This window comes from Saccharopolyspora gloriosae (assembly GCF_014203325.1).
Classification (GTDB): Bacteria; Actinomycetota; Actinomycetes; order Mycobacteriales; family Pseudonocardiaceae; genus Saccharopolyspora_C; species Saccharopolyspora_C gloriosae.
Window position 1 is genome coordinate 3490059 of sequence record NZ_JACHIV010000001.1, and the last position, 16154, is coordinate 3506212.

15 protein-coding genes are annotated in these 16154 nt (G+C 69.4%); 12 read left to right on the top strand and 3 right to left on the bottom strand.

Going from position 1 to position 16154, the window contains the following annotated elements; translation table 11 throughout:
- Positions 1-201: 201 nt before the first annotated feature.
- The 10 genes from BJ969_RS15430 (at position 202) to BJ969_RS15475 (ending at position 10908) form a co-directional block, all read left to right on the top strand.
- Positions 202-714, top strand: coding sequence for a universal stress protein (locus BJ969_RS15430; RefSeq protein WP_184479610.1), 513 nt, complete (start codon positions 202-204; stop codon positions 712-714).
- A gap of 139 nt (positions 715-853) precedes the next feature.
- Positions 854-1675, top strand: a complete 822-nt coding sequence (locus tag BJ969_RS15435) for a universal stress protein (protein WP_184479611.1) — start codon at positions 854-856, stop codon at positions 1673-1675.
- Between the two features lie 326 nt (positions 1676-2001).
- Complete coding sequence (locus tag BJ969_RS15440; RefSeq protein ID WP_343071427.1) at positions 2002-2898, top strand: Acg family FMN-binding oxidoreductase; 897 nt, start codon at positions 2002-2004, stop codon at positions 2896-2898.
- Positions 2899-2922: 24 nt separating this feature from the next.
- Positions 2923-3801, top strand: coding sequence for a universal stress protein (locus BJ969_RS15445; RefSeq protein WP_184479612.1), 879 nt, complete (start codon positions 2923-2925; stop codon positions 3799-3801).
- Between the two features lie 90 nt (positions 3802-3891).
- The gene (locus BJ969_RS15450) at positions 3892-4116 is read left to right on the top strand and encodes a DUF1918 domain-containing protein (protein WP_184479613.1); all 225 of its coding nucleotides are present in this window, start codon (positions 3892-3894) and stop codon (positions 4114-4116) included.
- Positions 4117-4336: 220 nt separating this feature from the next.
- Entirely contained in the window at positions 4337-5239 is a 903-nt protein-coding gene (locus BJ969_RS15455; RefSeq protein WP_343071428.1) for a universal stress protein, read from the top strand.
- Positions 5240-5312: 73 nt separating this feature from the next.
- Positions 5313-6311 (top strand): Acg family FMN-binding oxidoreductase, encoded by a 999-nt coding sequence (locus BJ969_RS15460; protein WP_184479615.1) that lies wholly within the window; start codon positions 5313-5315, stop codon positions 6309-6311.
- Between the two features lie 412 nt (positions 6312-6723).
- Positions 6724-9381: an HAD-IC family P-type ATPase gene (locus BJ969_RS15465; RefSeq protein ID WP_184479616.1), complete on the top strand. Its 2658-nt coding sequence runs from the start codon at positions 6724-6726 to the stop codon at positions 9379-9381.
- 238 nt (positions 9382-9619) lie between these two features.
- Positions 9620-10027 carry an Hsp20/alpha crystallin family protein gene (locus BJ969_RS15470; protein ID WP_246456845.1) on the top strand — a complete coding sequence of 136 codons (408 nt, stop codon included), beginning with the start codon at positions 9620-9622 and terminating at the stop codon, positions 10025-10027.
- Positions 10028-10086: 59 nt separating this feature from the next.
- Entirely contained in the window at positions 10087-10908 is an 822-nt protein-coding gene (locus BJ969_RS15475) for a universal stress protein (RefSeq protein ID WP_343071712.1), read from the top strand.
- Positions 10909-10986: 78 nt separating this feature from the next.
- On the opposite strand, the gene BJ969_RS15480 is transcribed toward BJ969_RS15475, so the two are convergent.
- Complete coding sequence (locus BJ969_RS15480) at positions 10987-11985, bottom strand: Acg family FMN-binding oxidoreductase (RefSeq protein WP_246456852.1); 999 nt, start codon at positions 11983-11985, stop codon at positions 10987-10989.
- Between the two features lie 296 nt (positions 11986-12281).
- Here BJ969_RS15480 and BJ969_RS15485 point away from each other — a divergent pair, with 296 nt between their 5' ends.
- Positions 12282-12566 (top strand): DUF1540 domain-containing protein, encoded by a 285-nt coding sequence (locus tag BJ969_RS15485; protein ID WP_184479618.1) that lies wholly within the window; start codon positions 12282-12284, stop codon positions 12564-12566.
- Positions 12567-12614: 48 nt separating this feature from the next.
- A complete protein-coding gene (locus tag BJ969_RS15490; protein WP_246456860.1) occupies positions 12615-14777 on the top strand; it encodes a heavy metal translocating P-type ATPase in 2163 nt (720 codons plus the stop codon).
- A 231-nt stretch (positions 14778-15008) separates the two neighbouring features.
- On the opposite strand, the gene BJ969_RS15495 is transcribed toward BJ969_RS15490, so the two are convergent.
- Both BJ969_RS15495 and BJ969_RS15500 read right to left on the bottom strand, forming a co-directional pair.
- Positions 15009-15212, bottom strand: coding sequence for a DUF397 domain-containing protein (locus BJ969_RS15495; protein WP_184479619.1), 204 nt, complete (start codon positions 15210-15212; stop codon positions 15009-15011).
- Positions 15209-16069: a helix-turn-helix domain-containing protein gene (locus tag BJ969_RS15500; protein WP_343071429.1), complete on the bottom strand. Its 861-nt coding sequence runs from the start codon at positions 16067-16069 to the stop codon at positions 15209-15211. The genes BJ969_RS15495 and BJ969_RS15500 overlap by 4 nt, the downstream gene beginning before the upstream one ends.
- Positions 16070-16154: the final 85 nt, after the last annotated feature.

Genomic DNA, 16154 nt, shown 5'->3' on the forward strand with positions numbered 1-16154 from the left:
AATGCTCGACGATGTCGCCGAGCACGCTGTCAGCCACCTCCGGAGTACCCGGAGCACGGCGCACCGACGCTGCGATACGACGGACCTCAGCCGCTGCCTTCCGACCGCTGAAACGGACCGGCGAGGACGAAAGGCTCTGGCGGCCGGTCGCCGGTCCGGACACCGTCGTCGTTGCCGGACTCACGTCCGAGGAGGTCGATCATGTGCGCCGACAACTCGCTCGTCGTCGGCATCCACGGGTCCGAGAGCAGCGCACGTGCCCTTCGCTGGGCCGTGCGCGAGGCACGGCAACGCCACCGGGCGGTGCGCGCCGTCATGGTGTGGTCGCGGCACGCCGTCCTCTCCGGGCCGGGCCCCCTGCTGATGAACCCCGAGCTGGCCCCGCACCACCTGCACGAGCAGTACCGGCGGGAGCTCTCGAGGACGGTTCACGCGTGCGTGGGTGACCAGCTGCCCCCGGGACTGCGCATGGAGCTCATGGAAGGACGGACCGTCGATGTCCTCTCGGCACTCTCGGCCGAGGCAGCCATGCTCGTCCTCGGCGGGGGCCACCATCACCGCGGCATCAATCCCACGACGGGCCACGTCGTGGGAGGGTGCCTTCGCCATGCCCGCTGCCCGGTGGTGATCGTTCCGCACGACGTGGAGTTCGCCCCGGACGAGCAAGAGCGAGCGTCGGGACCAGCGTCAACTCACGACCCCGTGCTCGGCTGAACGCCGTGCAGCGGCCCGCGAACAGGTCCGCGGTCACGTCGCGCCTCGACCGGATCGGCCTTATCTTCGCCGCAAGCTCCAGGACGCAGAGAGGTGACCGCGCGTGGACGTTCAGCGGAACCCGGTCATCGTCGCGGGCGTGGACGGATCCGACTCGGCTTTGCGCGCGGCGGAGTGGGCCGCGCGCGAGGCCGTTCTCCGGCAATGGCCGATGCTTCTGCTCACGGTGCTGCCCGCGGACCTCCCTCCCGGCGGGGAGGCAGCGGTGCGACGTCGCGGCGAGGAGGTGCTGCACGCCGCCGAGCGAGCCGTCAACCGGCACGGCCCCATCCCAGTCGTCCGTAGCGAGCTCAGGCGCGGAACCGCGGCCCAACAGTTGGTCGCCGAGTCCGCTGCCGCCGGCCTGGTCGTCGTCGGCAGCCGTGGGCTCGGCGAGTCCGGGGCAGAGCTCGACTTCGGTTCGACGGCCGAAGCCGCCATCGCGCTCGCGGCCTGCCCGGTGGCCGTAGTACGGGAGCCGTCCGGCACCCGTCCGTCCGGCGGTGTCGTCGTCGGTGTCGATTCGGCCGGAGTGGCCGACTCGGCGCTCCGCTGGGCCTTGCACGAGGCCGACCTGCGCGGCACATCGCTGCTGGCGGTGCACACCTGGCGGGAAGTCGCGGCGGAGGACTGGAACGAACTGACACCGACGATGCCGCCCGGGGAGCGGGAATCGATCGCACACCGCCTGCTCGCCGAACGTCTCGCGGGAATCGACGAGCGCTTCCCCGACGTCGAGATCCGTCGCTCGGTCGAACACGATCGCCCGGTCCGAGCACTTCTCGCGCACGCCGAACACGCGGAATTGCTCGTGATCGGAAGTCGCGGCCACAGCGGCCTCACCGGGATGCTGCTCGGGTCGACCAGTCGTGCGCTCGCCCATTGCGCACCGTGTCCGCTGCTGGTCGTCAGGCCGACGTAAGACGCCGTCATCCGTTGCCGCCACGAATGCGACGGCGCGATGCCGGTGAACAACGCAGCGGCCCCGGTTGGCCACGCTCATCCCTTGGTGTTTTTCGATCACACCGGGCTTTTCCCGCGCACACCGTTGAGATGCGTGCCGAACCGGGATGACGCAATGTCGAGCGGAGCGCGCAGAAACCCGTGCCGCCGCGCACGCGACGAAACCGGTCTCCGCACCGTCGGCGGCACGTCCGGCACATCGTGGAGCGAGGAGTGGCCTTGGTGATGGCAGATCGGGATGGTCAAGGCGATGCCGCATCCCCTTGGACGGAACAGGAACGAGAAGTGCTGTCCGAGGCCGTGGGCGCGGCGCCCTCGGTGCACAACACGCAGCCCTGGACGCTGGTGCTGCGTGAGTACCTCGCCGAGTTGCACCCCCGTCAGGTCGACCTGCTCGACGAACACGACCCGCGGGGCCGCGATCGGGCTATGTCCTTCGGCGCCGCGTTGACCAACCTCCTGGTGGCGGTCCGCCACCTAGGGCGGCTGCCTCACGTGGAGCGCGCTGCGGAGCCAGACGGCGAACCGGCGACCGCGAAGATCACCACGACCCGGCAGGCCACGCCGTCGGTGGTGGACGAGCGTCGCTTCGCCGCCATCGAACGCCGCCGCAGCTACCGGGGCGCGTTCGCCGGAGGCCCGGTGACGGACGCCGAGCGGGACACGTTGCGGACGGCCGCCGGGCTCGGCCCGGACGAAACGCACTGGATCACCGGTGGTGCCGAAGCACTGGCCGTCGCTCGCTCGTTGGCCTACGCGGCCCGCGTGCTGCACGCGGACGCCGAATATCAGCGTGAGCTCGCCCACTGGATCGTGCGGCAGGATGCGACGGGGGAACCCACTCCGGGAGCGGGGATTCCGGAGAACGCCCTGGGCCGGCAAGGACTTCCCGCGGTGGGGTTGGTCACCGAGCACACCAAGCTGCCGGACGAATCCCTGCTGGCGTCGCGCATCGAACACGACTCGGTGCTGGTCCTCTGCGGCGGAACCGATTCCACCGTTGACCACGTGCGCATCGGGGAGGCACTCCAGTCGGTCTGGTTGGAGGCGACCGCGGGCGGGCTCGCCGTGTCGGTGATGACGCAACCGCTGCGGCTGGAAGAGGTGCGCAAGGCAGTGACCGAGCAGCTGGGGCTGGCGGGAATTCCACATGCCTTCATGCGATTCGGCCGCACTGCGTGAACCACCGACCGTGTTGGGAGCGTCATGACGAACCGTGCTCTCGTCGTGGGAATCGACGGATCGGACTCGGCCCTGCACGCCGCCAGGTGGGCGGCGGCGGAGGCTCTCGCGCGATCGGCGCGATTGCGGTTGATCTGCTGCGACACGCAATCAGCTCTCGTGGTGCCGGAAATACCCGGTGTCGTGCTGCCGCAGTCGTTCTTCGACGCTGTCCGGGAACAGGGCGAGAACTGGTTGCGCCAAGCACACGACACGGCAGCGGCCGTAGCGCCGGGTGTGCCGATCGAGACCGAATTCGTGCCGCGCTCCGCACCGGCCGCCGTCCTCATCGCGGAATCGCGCACCGCCTCGCTGATCGCGGTGGGCAGCCGCGGGCTCGGCGGCTTCACCGGGTTGCTCGTGGGCTCCGTCGCCATATCCGTCTCCGCGCACGCCTCGTGTTCGGTGGCTGTGATTCGGGGCCGGGAGCAGCGCACCGGTGACGAACCGGTGGTCGTCGGGGTGGACGGCTCCTCGGAGTCCGCCGTGGCGCTCCGGTACGCCTTCGAGACCGCCTCCCGCGAGCAGGTGCCGCTGCGCGCGGTACACGCTTGGCACTCCTTGTCCGCGGACGAGGCGTGGGCACGACGCCGCGTCGACGGTGGGTGGGCGATCGTGCAGGACGACGAGGAGCGCCTGCTCGCCGAGTCCCTTGCCGGCTGGTGCGAGCGCTTCCCCGACGTCGCCGTGCAACGCTTCGTCCCGTTGGACAAGCCCGCCCGAGCACTGCTCGAACACGCCGAAAGCGCTCAACTGGTCGTCGTGGGCGCGCGGGGCCGCGGGGCCTTCACCGGATTGGTGCTCGGTTCCACCAGCCAGCACCTCGTCCAGCGTTCGCCTTGTCCGGTCGCGATCGCTCGATGAGCGCGCACGCGATGACGGGACGGCGCTTGCTGTGCACGCGAGGTCCCGTGTCGCCATACTCGGACTGCGAGGTGGAGGAGTGCGATCGTCATGTACGCAGAAGTAGGTGAATGGCTGATCGTCGAGGGGATTCATCTCGACGACCCTCGTCGCAAGGGACAGATCACCGAGGTTCGCGGTCCGGACGGCACGCCGCCGTACGTGGTGCACTGGCTGGAAGACGGGCATGTGAGCCTGTTCTTCCCAGGACCGGACACCCACACCGAGAAGGCTCTCCCGCATCACCTGAAACTGGATCAAGCCGTGTCCTCCTGACCGTGCACGGCGAAATTCAGGGCTGCGGCTTCGACCACACCCTCACATCCGTGCTCGCACAGCGCCGGCTGACGGTTCGGCCTCGGTCTGTCAGGACCTCGCACCGTCCGGTCTCCTGATGAACCGCCGAGCAGTCGAACACCCAGGCTGCGGAGCGGCTCGCGGGTGCGGGCCCACAGCCGCTCGGGCACCCTGATGACGACAGTGAGACCTCGACGCGGTGCGACCGCACGCGCTCCCCCCGTGCCCGCGCGCACCGAATACTCGAAGGCAGGGTCGCATGGCGTGGGAAGAGGGCGGCATCGTCGTCGGCGTTGACGGCTCAGAGCAGTCGATCGCCGCTCTGTCCTGGGCTGCCGTGGAAGCCGGGCGCCGCCGGACTGACCGGGTGCACGCCTTCGTCATCAACGACTTCCCCGCACAGGACGACCAAGCGTGGAAGATGCTCGAGACCATCGCCGGGCGCGTTCGAGCCGACAATCCGTCCATCACCATCAGCGAAGTGGTCACTCGTGGACGACCGGCCGCAGCATTGATCGACATGTCGTGGAGGACGCAGCTCATCGTCGTAGGAGCACGAGGGCGGAACACCGCGGTGGGAACGTTGCTGGGTTCGGTCAGCACCAAGGTCGCGACCCATGCTCACTGCCCGGTCGCCGTCGTGCGCGAACCGCGGACGGAAGGACCGGTGTACGTGGGGGTGGACAGCTCTCCGCATAGCCAGGATGCTCTGGAGTTCGCCTTCGCCGCCGCAGCCGCCAGGCGATCCGAACTCGTCGCGCTTCAGATCTGGGACGTGCCGGGGCCGGACATCTCGATCGTGCCGCCGCTGCCGGACGAGATCGCACTGGCCGAGGCGGACGCCCAACGCAGCATCGCCGAACAGCTCGCGGGCTGGAGCGAACGCTACCCGGAGGTCTCCTTGGTCAAGGCCGGTCAGCGGGGGCATCCGGTCATCGGGCTGACCGAACGAGCGCGGGAAGCGCAACTGCTCGTGGTGGGGCACCGTGGACGTGGTGGATTCGCGGGCCTGCTGCTGGGCTCGGTCGCCGCCGGGGTCCTCCAGCACGCACGTTGCCCGGTGGCGGTGGTCCGCGGCGACAAGCACAACATCCGGCCATGACGGAGCCCGGCGACGTGGGCATCTGCTGTCGCGCACTTCGCCCGGCCGAATCCTCTTCGCTCTGGGGGCGGGCATGACCAACGACGTTCCTGACCACGAAGCGATGCGAGAAGCGGTGGCGTTCTCCACTCGTGCGCCCTCGCTGCACAACGTCCAACCTTGGCGCTGGGAGATCCGCGATCACTCGCTGCACCTCGTGCTCGACCGCTCACGTCCACTACCGGCCACCGACCCGGCGGACCGAGAACTCGTCTTCAGCTGCGGGGCCGCACTGCACCACGCCGCCCTGGCCCTGACCGTGCTCGGTCGGCGGACCCGGATACGACGCATGCCCGAGCGAGCCACCACCGACCTGCTCGCGACCATCGAGCCCGCAGGACACGCCGAGCCGTCCGAGGCCGCGGTCGCACTGCTGCGAGCCGCCTACGGACGGCAGGCGGATCGACGCCGGTACGCGGCCGAACCGGTGCCCGCCGCCACGCTCGAACAACTGGTGCGCGCGGGTACCGGAGCAGACGTTTCGATCTTGGTGGCCGAGCACGACGACAGGTACGCCGTTGCGCGCGCGTTCGCGAAAGCCGCTTTCCTGCACGGGTATTCGGCGCAGTACCGCGACGAACTCGCCGCGTGGACGGCACTTGACTCGTCCTCCGACACCGGCGTCCCCGCCACGAGCACGCCTCACCCCGGCCTGCGGTACGGCGACCTGGTGCTCCGCGACTTCGGACGGGTCGCCATCGCGCAGGAGGAAGCGGGCTCCGCGCGCACCGCGGGGAGCATCCTCCTGGTAAGTACCGAAGATGACGACGCCCGCGCACACTTGGCAGTAGGAGAAGCCACCAGCATTGTTCTCTGCACCGCAACTTTCCACGGCCTGGCCAGTTGCCCGCTGAGCGAGGCCTTCGAGATCGACAGCACCCGTGACGCCCTCCGTCGCGAAGTGTTCGCCGGGTCTCGACACCCGCAGATCGCCATGCGCGTGGGCTGGCCGCCGGATCCGCGCAACCCTCCGCTCACACCCCGGCGTCCCGTGCGCGAACTGCTCCGCGATCTCACCGAGGAACGAAGCTGACCCGGGGGACTTTCAGCCACCGCGCTCCACTGCCGCACCAGTCCAAAAACGTTCTTTCCCGCACGCAACAGCGAGCAACGACGAGGTCGGCCGAACCAGGCAGGCCCGCAGCGGATCGATCTCGTGCCTCTCCTGCACTTCGAGCGAGGTTGCTCCATCCTGGCGACGCTGGGGAGAACACTCCTGCCGGCGATCGTGTTCGCCTTGCTGGCAAGCGAATTCGCACGAGTGCGCAGAGGGACGCCATGTCGCAGTATGAAACCGTGGTCATGGCCGGAGGCGCCAGCGCGACCCGGCTCCGGGGAGGCCGTGACCGAGGTGGCTCCGACTGGCCACGACAGCCCGCCAGCGGCACCGAGGGCGGTTTTATCGGCCTGTCGGGCCACCTCCGTTACCCGACGACCGCAGTCCGGTGACCGAACCGGCGGCGGTCGATCCGCGCGAAGCGAGTGCGCGGCTCCTGCGCGACCTGCGGACCTCGCCGGACGGGCTCTCCGCGCGCGAGGCCCGGCGCCGCCTGGAGGTCCACGGTCCTAACGAGCTGCCGAAGCGCTCCGCGCGCGGCTGGCCCGCAGCGCTGTTGCGCCAGCTCGTCCACCCGCTGGCTCTGCTCCTGTGGGCCGCGGCTGCTCTCGCTTGGGTCTCGGGCACCGCCGAGATCGCCGTGGCGATCGTCGTCGTGGTGCTGCTCAACGCGGTGCTCGCCTTCTGGCAGGAAGAACGCGCCGAACACGCCGTCGAGGCGCTCGGCGAGTACGTCGCGTTGCAGAGCATGGTCCGTCGTGAGTCCACCACGGGGCCGTTTCCCGCCGCGGAGCTCGTTCCCGGCGACGTGGTGGTCCTGTCCGAAGGTGATCGCGTTCCGGCCGACGCCCGGCTGTTGTCGGGAGCGGTGGAGATCGACGCCTCCATGCTGACGGGCGAGTCGAACCCGGTAGAGCGTGCCGCCGACCTGCCCGACGCCGCCGAGCGGGTGATCGACTCGGCCGTGCTGGTCTTCAGCGGCACCACGTGCACAGGCGGCACCGCCGAAGCCGTCGTGCACGCGACCGGCAAAGCCACCGAGCTCGGACGCATCGCCGCGCTCTCGGCCACCGTGCGCCTCGCCGAAAGTCCGCTGGAACGCCAAGTCCGCCGGGTCGCCTGGCTCATCGCCGCCGTCTCCGCTGCGGCTGCCGCCGCGTTCCTGCCGCTCGGCGTGCTCGCCGGGCTCTCCTGGACGCAGGCGTTCCTGTTCGCGATCGGCCTGCTGGTGGCGAACGTCCCGGAAGGACTGCTTCCCACGATCACCCTCGCCCTGGCCGCGGGCGTGCGCGACATGGCCCGCAGCGGTGCTCTGGTCGAACGCCTCTCCGCGGTCGAGACGCTGGGCTCGACGACCGTGATCTGCACCGACAAGACCGGCACGCTGACGCAGAACCGGATGCGCGTGACCGAAGCCCGCGCCGGGACCGGTGCGAGCGCTGCCGGACCGGACCTCCTCCGAGCGTTGGCGCGATGCTCGACGGCGGACTTGGATGCGGTCAGTGGAGACCCCATGGAACTCGCGTTGCTGGAGTTCGCCGCCTCCGGCAACGTTTCGCTGTCCCGGCAACAACGCACATCGGACCAGGCCCGCCTGTACGGATTCGACCCGCACCTGCGCCGGATGACCACCGTCGACCGCGAGGACGGGCGGCTCGTCGCGCACACCAAAGGCGCTCCCGAGGAGATCGTCCGGCGAGCCACCTCCTGCGTCGACGAACGCGGACAGGTGTTCCCGCTAGGCCCGCACGAGCACGAAGCCGTGGTCCGGGCGCTGAAGGAGATGGCCGACGACGGGCTGCGCGTGCTCGCCGTAGCACGCCGCCGCCTCACCTCGGTCCCCGAGCGACGAGACGATGCCGAGAGCCGCCTCGAACTGCTCGGGCTCGTCGGGTTGCTGGACCCGCCAAGGCGGGAGGTTCCCGGCGCCGTCGACCACTGCCACGGCGCCGGCGTGCTGGTGCACGTGGTGACCGGCGACAACGGCCGCACCGCCGCCGCGATCGCTCGCCAGGTCGGGATCCGGGCCGAGCGGGTCGTCGACGGTCCCGAACTGGAGGCGATGACCGAAGCGGAGCTCGACGCACTGCTGACCGGCGGCGCTGAGATCGTGTTCAGCCGCAGCACACCCGAGTCGAAGCTGCGCATCGCCGACGCGCTGCACCACTGCGGGCACATCGTCGCGATGACCGGGGACGGAGTGAACGACGCCCCGGCGTTGCGGCGCGCCGACCTCGGGGTCGCCATGGGCGCCAGCGGCACGGACGTGGCCAGGGAAGCCGCGACGGCCGTGCTCACCGACGACAACTTCGCCACGATCGTCGCCGGTATCCGGCAAGGACGCCGGACCTACGACAACGTGCGCAAGTTCGTGCTCTACATCTTCGCCCACGCGGTTCCCGAGGTGCTGCCGTTCCTGCTGTTCGCGCTCGCCGGCGGCGCGATACCGCTGCCGCTGACGGTGTTGCAGATCCTGGCGATCGACTTGGGAACCGAGACGCTTCCGGCCTTGGCGCTCGGGCGCGAACCGGCCGAGCCGGGCTTGATGACCAAGCCCCCGCACCGGCGAACGGACCACGTGATCAACCGGAGGTTGCTGCTGCGGGCGTGGGTGATCATGGGGCTCCCATCCGCCACGCTGGTGCTGATCGCGTTCTTCGCCGTGCTGATCACAGCCGGATGGCAGCCGTGGCAACCACTCCCCTCCCCGATCACCGCGCAGGCGACGACCGCGAGCTTCTGCGCGATCGTCGCCTGCCAGATCGGCACCGCGTTCGCGGCGCGCGCCGACCGCGCGTTGCTGCGCGACATCGGTGTCGGCACGAACCGGCTGCTGCTGCTGGGCATCGCGTTCGAACTCGCGGTCACCGCTGCCGTCGTCTTCACCCCCGGACTGCAGGACGTGTTCGGGACGGCCCCGCCACCGTGGTGGGTGTTCGCGCTGATGCTCCCCTTCCCCGTTCTGGTGTGGAGCGCCGACGAGTTGTACCGGGCGCGCGATCGCCGGGCGCACTGCCGGCGTCCCCGGCGGACGACGTCGGCGTGAGCACGGACGCGGCTCGCCAGGCCGGGTTTGGTGCGCTCGGATGCTGACCTGGCTGCTCTTGATGGACGCCGGGCGAGGCTCAGCGGCGTGTCCGAGGACGTTCGTCCCTGCACGCGACCGCGTTGTCGGCAGCAAGCTGAACGCGTCCGTGGGTTCCCAGAGATCTGCCCGTGGCACTGCGTTCGCAGGGTGCGCAGCGGGCTGGACTCGGCCGTGCCCGCCCGCGCTGGAGGCGAAGATGATTCAACTGACACCGCGCCGGGGAACTCCGATGCCGGACCTGCTGGAGCGGCTCGGCAGCCGGGGACCGTTCGGTGATCACCACCCGGTCAAGGTGGAAACCTACGCCGAGGAAGGTGAGCTGATCGTCCGCTGCGAACTGCCCGGTATGAATCCGGAACGCGACATCCACCTCACCGTCGAAGGCACCGTGCTCAAGATCAGCGCGAAACGCGGCCGGGAGGAACACGGCTACCACCACACCGAGTTCCAATACGGCGCGTTCACCCGCAGCCTGACCTTGCCCGCAGGCGCCGATGCGGACCAGATCAAGGCCGACTACGACGCCGGGATCCTCACCATCCGCATTCCCTTGCGCGAGTCCGGCGCGGGCAAGGAGATTCCGGTGGCACGCCGAGGACGATGACGGATCGACGAACTCACCCCACCGCCGGATTCGGGGCGGCGAAACACGATCACCCGTTGGTGATCGCCGCCGTGGACGGATCCGAACGCGCGCAGCAAGCCGCGCTGTGGGCCGCCGACGAGGCCGCGCGTCGAGGAGCCGAACTGCGCATCGTCGAAGTCACCGAGTTCACGGACACGGATGAGCGGGAGCGCGCGATGCTCGATCACGTGGTTCGCCGGTGCCGCCAGGAGACACCGGATCTGCCCGTGTCCGACCGGGTCGCGCACGGGCACCCGGCCACCGAACTCGTGCGAGCCTCGAAAGAGGCGGACTTGCTGGTGCTGGGCGCCCACGAGCGGACGGCGAGCCGGTGGGCGAGCGCGGGTTCGGTGGCCACCCGCGTCGCCACCCACGCCGAATGCCCCGTCGTGGTGGTGCGCGAACCTCGCCGGGCGGGCGGCGTCGTGGTCGGCCTCGACGGCACGGTGCTGGAACAGCAGGCACTGCACTTCGCTTTCACCGCCGCGCGGAGGCGCGGAACCGAGCTCATCGCGGTACGCGCTCGCGACCTGGTGCGCGCCGCCGAACGGTTCCCGGCCATTCCACCGCTGGACTTCGAGGTCCAGGCCGAACTGGACAAGGCTCGCCGAGACTTGGACCACTCCCTCGAAGGGTGGAATGAGCGCTATCCCGACGTCCCCGTGTGCCGTGAAGTGCGCTGCGGTCACCCCACCGCCGTTCTGCTGCACCTGTCCGCCCGAGCTCGAATGCTCGTGGTCGGCCACCGCGGTACCGGTGGCTTCGCCGGTATGCTGCTCGGTTCCACTGCGGCGGGCGTGCTGCGGGACGCGGAATGCCCCGTCGCCGTCCTGCGCGGCACCGAGACGCCGCGGTCATGACCGCGCGGGCGACCGCTCTTGCGGCGGTCAACTCCCCACCGCACCGCTCTCACCGCCGTGTCCCTGCGCTCGCTGTCCTCACCGGAACCTGCCCAAGGGCGCGACGCACTCGGCCGACGACCTCCGCGGTGTGGGCGGGCCGGGCAGCTTCTCCCGCACCGGCCACCCGACTCGAAGCGCCAGCTGCGGATAGCCCGCACCGCCGAGCACCTCATCGCGCACGTACGAGCGCGTCGTCCCGACTTCCGCGAGCTGGCTGAGCGGGCACGTCGCCAGCCCCTCCAGTTCTGCCAGCAAGAGCACCGCACTGAGCGCTTCACCCGCCGCCAGCCAGCTCTCGTAGCTGTCACCGGAGGTCGACAGGACTGCCAGCTGAGCTCCGTCGTCAAGAACGGGAACCGGCAGCTCACCTTCCGACACCAGCCCGAAGTCCCGTTCCGGCCTCGCGCGCCCGGGCTGCGCGGGAAGAGCTTCGGCCGGAACACCGTCAGGCCCAGGTACGTGCCGACCGGACCACGCGGCGAGTTCCTCCCGGTAGCGCGCTGATCGCCGCTCCTGCTCGCCGGCCTGCTCGATCGCGAGCGTCAGCTCGTGCCGGTGCACCTCCTCGGTCACGGGTCCGAGCGTGCCGCGCTGGGCCTGCGCAGCGTCCACGAGTCCGTCGACCAGTGCCTCCGGGATCGGCGCGGACAAGAACGGCCTGCGATCGGTGCGGCGCCGGTCCGCCGCCGCGGCCAGCTCGACAACGTGCGGGTCGAGGCTCTTCGCGCGCCCGAATTCGATCGCGGCCAAATGCGTCGGGATACCGGGATTGGGCAGCCGGTGCACGACCGTGCGCCAGCCTTCCGATCCGAACGCGATGCGCGCGTGGTGCAGAACCGCCCCGCAACTGATCACCGCCTCCCGCCCCGTCGGGTCCAGCGCGCCGAGCGTGCGCTCCGGGTCCAAGTAGAGGTGCAGGGAGCGATCTGCCGGCCGCCAACGCCACGGCTGGGTGTTGTGCACCGACGGGGCTCGGCAGGCGAGCACCAGCACCGAGCGGATTTCCGCCGCGGTCGGCATGTGCCGTGGTGCCATCGTCGCTCCCTCATCGTTGGGGTGCGCCTTCCCGAGGCCGAGAACGAGCACGTGCTGACCGGGAATCACGTGCAGTGTGCCGACCGAGCGGGCGAGCACAGCAGGGACGAAAGTCAGGGCCCGGTCGAACGCCCGGCCCGCCCCGCTCGCCGCCGACTCGCACTCGGTGGTGACGTCACACCGTCAGGCCTCGGCAACCACCCGAACGGCGAATCGGAGCGCCGGAAAGCGCGAGTTGACGTCGCAGCTCCGGCCGTGCCGTCGCACAGTGGTCTTCCCCACCACGAGGAGGAACCATGCACATGCCGGCCGTCGCCGAATGCACCGCCGAGAGCTGCGCCTACAACAACGACCACACCTGCCACGCCCTCGCCATCACGGTCGGCCAGCAGACCGATGCCCGGTGCGACACCTTCACCACCGCCGCCGAACGCGGCGGGGACCCTGCAGCCACCGGCCACGTCGGAGCCTGCACGATGTCCGACTGCCGCCACAACATCGACCTCGAATGTCAGGCCCCCAGCATCACGGTCGGGCAGCAGCAGGACATCGTCGACTGCCTCACCTACCAACCGGCGTGACCCGCCCAGCTTGGAGAACCCGCGCTTTGACGCAGCCCGCCGCCGTCATTGACGAAGACGGAGGGGCGCACCTCCACCGCTGAACCTGAGCCCAGCGGTGCCTGCTCGGCTGCAGGACCGCCAAGCGGGCACCGCCGAACGTCGTCGGCAAAGGGGTGCGTTCAAGGACAAGTCACGGCTGCTGCGCGGATCTGTGCTCCCCGCCCCGTTTCACGCACCCGGGCGACCGACGATCGCATCCCGCCTGGACGGCGAGTTGACGAGCCACGGCACCTGATCCGCGTCGACGCTGTGTCCACAGCCGAACTTCGAGGCGAACCCATGAGCGAGCAGAACGCGACCGGGTGGCTCGTGCTCCGCATCGCACCGCTGCGCGAACAGGTCGAGCCCTTGTTGCTCGTCCTCTCGGCAGGATTGCTCGCCGCGGGGGTGCTCAGCTGGCTCGGCGACGCCCGAGCTCTGGCCGATGCGATGTGGGCCGCGGGCACCTCTCTCGGTTTGCTGCCCTCGGTCGCCTGGATGGTCGTCGCTCTGATCCACGGGCGGACCGGAGTCGACCTGATAGCGGCGCTGTCCCTGGTCGGGACCTTGGCGACCGGGGAGTACTTCGCGGGAGCGCTGATCACCTTGATGCTGGCCTCCGGGAGAGCCCTCGAATCGGCGGCTCGACGCCGAGCTACCCGAGACCTGCGGGCACTGGCGGCAGACGCCCCTCAGTTCGCCCACCGGTACGGCGATGCGGCCGTGGAGAGAGTGCACGTCGAAGCGGTGGCGCCCGGCGATCACCTACTGGTGACCAATGGCGAGGTCGTTCCTGTGGACGGCTCCGTCATCGGTGACACCGCGGTTCTCGACGAGTCGGTGGTGACGGGAGAGGCTTGGTACGTCCGCAAGGTTGCCGGGGAAGCCGTGCTCAGCGGGACCGTGAACGTCGGAGACGCCTTCGACATGCGGGCCGACGCCACCGCCGCCGACAGCACGTACTCCGGCCTCGTGCGGTTGACCCGCGAAGCCGGCGCCGAACAATCCCCGGCTGCCCGCACGGCGGACCGTTACGCCACCTGGTTCCTGCCGCTGGTACTGCTCCTGGCAGGAGTCGCGTGGCAGGTGCAGGGGACGCCGGTCGCCGCGGTCGCGGTATTGGTGGTCGCGACCCCGTGCCCGCTGCTGCTGGCCGTTCCCATCGCCTTGGTGTCCGGCTTGTCTCGATCGTCGCGAACCGGAGCGGTGGTGCGCGACGGCACCGCACTCGAAAACCTGGCCTTGGCGCGAACGGTGCTCTTGGACAAGACGGGGACGCTCACCGAAGGCAGCCCTCAGGTCGAGCGCGTCGTCACTCCACGGGCGGGAGAGGCCGACGAACTGCTCTCCCTCGCCGCGTCGCTCGAGCAGGCCTCGTCGCACGTGATGGCGGAGCCGATCGTGGCGGAAGCCCGGCACCGGCATCTGCACCTGGTCACCCCGGACCACGCGATCGAGCAACCGGGGCGAGGGATGAGCGGAGTGGTGCGCGGCCAACGGATCGAGGTCGGAGCCCTAGCACTCCCGGAACAGCGGCCCGAATGGATGCGCGCGGTCGAGCGTTCCACGCGCGGGCACGAATCCGCCATCGCATGGATCGCGCGGGAGGGCGCGCTGTGCGGCGCGATCGTCTTGCGCGATCAACTGCGCGCCGACGCACGCCAGGCGGTGGACAGACTGCGCCGTGCAGGGGTGCGCCGCATCGTGATGCTCACCGGTGACCGTCCGGAAGTAGCCCGAGCGATCGCACAGGCCGCCGGGCTGGACGAAGTCCTCTCCCAGCGGACACCCGCCGACAAGGTGGCCGCCGTCCGCACCGAGCGGGCCCGGGAAATCACGATCATGGTCGGCGACGGCGTCAATGACGCACCGGCCTTGGCCGCGGCGACCGTCGGCGTGGCGATGGGAGCGCGAGGAGCCACCGCCTCGTCGGAGGCAGCGGACGTCGTGCTCACCGCGGATCGACTCGCCCCGTTGGCCGACTGCATGGACATCGCTGTGCGCGCCCGCCGGATAGCAGCGCAGAGCGCGATCACCGGGATGTCGCTGTCCCTGCTGGCCATGCTCGTGGCGGCGACCGGAGCGCTGGCTCCTCCTGCGGGAGCGATCCTGCAAGAAGCGATCGACATCGCGGTGATCATGAATTCGTTGCGCGCGCTTAACGGCCGACCGGTCACGAACCCCTCGTAGAGGGCGGTGGGCACGCTCAGGGATGCGGGCTTTCGGATGATTTCGCTCTTGTCGCGACCCCCTTGTAGGGGGCGTCCCAATCCCCGCCTCCCAGTCGGGCTTCGGCGCACCATCGAAGAACCTCGGCGCCTGCGGCGCCCAGCCGACAGACCGACATCGCAGGTTCAGCGTCAGCGATTGAGCGCGTCGTACTCTGGCAGGTGCTCTGCCAGAGTACGACGGCATCGAAGATCAGCCTTGGAAGCGATCGGCCTTCACCGCATCCAGAAAAACGGCGAAGGTGGTCGATCCGACGCCAATGATCGGAGAGTGTTCACAGAGCTTAGAGTCGCGAATCAGTGCCGTGCCTGGGACGTTGGTAGCTACCTCGACACACTGCTGTGCGCCACCGCTCCGACTGGACTTGCGCCAAACGGGGGTGTTGCTGCTGCTCATCCGGTTTCCTCGTTCTTGCCGACGTAGTGATCTATGAGCGCCCGCGTGTCCTCCTCGGACAACGCGTCGCTCGCAGCCTGGTCAAACGCGAGCGTATATGCGCTGGTGGACTTGACGTAGTCCGCGCCCGTTAGGGTCTCTACGTAAGCGATGGTCGTGCGAGCCTCTTCGATCCAGAGCAAGGTGAACGGGCAGCTCAACCCTGCATGTGGCCCGTTCTCGAGCGGCACTACGCGCAGCGAAACCGACGGCAGTTCGGAGATCTGACGCAGCCGCGTGAGTTGGGCAGCCATCTGGTCAGGCGTGCCAACTCTACGCAGCATCGCCTCTTCGCCAAGTACAGCCCGGACCTTTGGAGCCCTCGCCTGGAACAGGCGGTTACCCCGCGCCTCGCGGGCGCCTGCCATCGATTCAAGGTCGGCAGCGGTGACCACCGGCGAACGCGACAGCTGTGTCCTCGCATAGCAAGTGGTTTGCAGCAACCCGGGAATCTCGCTGTAGACCATGCGGATCTCGGAGGAAGCTCTCTCCAGCGGGATGTACTGCTTCGCCCAATCTGACACCCGCTCAGGGGCAGCGCGACGCCGGGCTTCTGCACCCAGCTGACGAACCTGCTCTGCTTCCGGCCCGGAGACGCCGATGTACGCCAAGAGGGTACTCAGCTCTCGCTCCGAAAGCCCGAGAGTGCCAGTTTCGATCTTGGAAAGCTTGCCCCGGTACCACCCCAGCTTCGCGTTGGCATCGTCCAGCCCCACGCCACCAGCCTCCCGGAGGGCGCGGAGACGCTCTCCAAGAATCAGACGCTGAACAACGGGCCCTGGATCTTCATCAAGCATGGGCACAGTCTGCACCATCATGCCGCGCTTACCCTTCGTAGCAAGTTGAGTCTCAGTTACACCCAAATGGACCACACCCTTGGCGCTGTCGCATTTTGAGACTCAG

Excerpts from the sequence above, each read along its gene's own strand:
- BJ969_RS15445 (WP_184479612.1), top strand. The coding sequence starts at position 2,923 with ATGACGAACCGTGCTCTCGTCGTGGGAATCGACGGATCGGACTCGGCC.
- BJ969_RS15460 (WP_184479615.1), top strand. The coding sequence starts at position 5,313 with ATGACCAACGACGTTCCTGACCACGAAGCGATGCGAGAAGCGGTGGCG.
- BJ969_RS15450 (WP_184479613.1), top strand. The coding sequence starts at position 3,892 with ATGTACGCAGAAGTAGGTGAATGGCTGATCGTCGAGGGGATTCATCTC.
- BJ969_RS15470 (WP_246456845.1), top strand. The coding sequence starts at position 9,620 with ATGATTCAACTGACACCGCGCCGGGGAACTCCGATGCCGGACCTGCTG.
- BJ969_RS15495 (WP_184479619.1), bottom strand. The coding sequence starts at position 15,212 with ATGAGCAGCAGCAACACCCCCGTTTGGCGCAAGTCCAGTCGGAGCGGT.
- BJ969_RS15480 (WP_246456852.1), bottom strand. The coding sequence starts at position 11,985 with ATGGCACCACGGCACATGCCGACCGCGGCGGAAATCCGCTCGGTGCTG.
- BJ969_RS15485 (WP_184479618.1), top strand. The coding sequence starts at position 12,282 with ATGCACATGCCGGCCGTCGCCGAATGCACCGCCGAGAGCTGCGCCTAC.
- BJ969_RS15500 (WP_343071429.1), bottom strand. The coding sequence starts at position 16,069 with ATGATGGTGCAGACTGTGCCCATGCTTGATGAAGATCCAGGGCCCGTT.
- BJ969_RS15430 (WP_184479610.1), top strand. The coding sequence starts at position 202 with ATGTGCGCCGACAACTCGCTCGTCGTCGGCATCCACGGGTCCGAGAGC.